The following is a 407-nucleotide window of genomic DNA, read 5'->3' on the forward strand; positions in this document are numbered from 1 at the left end:
CGGATAAACAAAACGAATACGCTTCGGTTCTAGTCGATACTGTCTCATGGATGTGATGATGTCTAGGAGTCTACCGGGACGGTGGACAAAAGCAGCTTTTCCACCTTGTTTCAATAATTCACTTGCAGACTTTACTGCTTGATCAAGTGTAAGCTCCACTTCATGCCTAGCAATCGTATAATACTCACTTTTATTTCTAGCACTTGCATCATTTGCCGGGAAATAAGGCGGATTGCATGTGACGGTATCATATAACTCATAACCGATTTTTTTTGCAATACCTATGACGTTCTCGTTTTCAATGGTAATCTGTTCTTCCAGACCGTTTAGCGCTATACTTCTTTGTGCCATATCCGCTAAGCGTTCTTGCAATTCAATACCGATGATTTCACCTTTCGTCCGAGCAA

General features: G+C 41.5%; 1 protein-coding gene. It reads right to left on the minus strand.

Annotated elements, in window-relative coordinates; all coding sequences use genetic code 11:
• Positions 1-407: tRNA1(Val) (adenine(37)-N6)-methyltransferase (locus CSV68_RS16790; protein WP_143561033.1), on the minus strand; the 407-nt coding region annotated here is incomplete at both ends.

This window comes from Sporosarcina sp. P29 (assembly GCF_002743265.1).
Lineage (GTDB): Bacteria > Bacillota > Bacilli > Bacillales_A > Planococcaceae > Sporosarcina.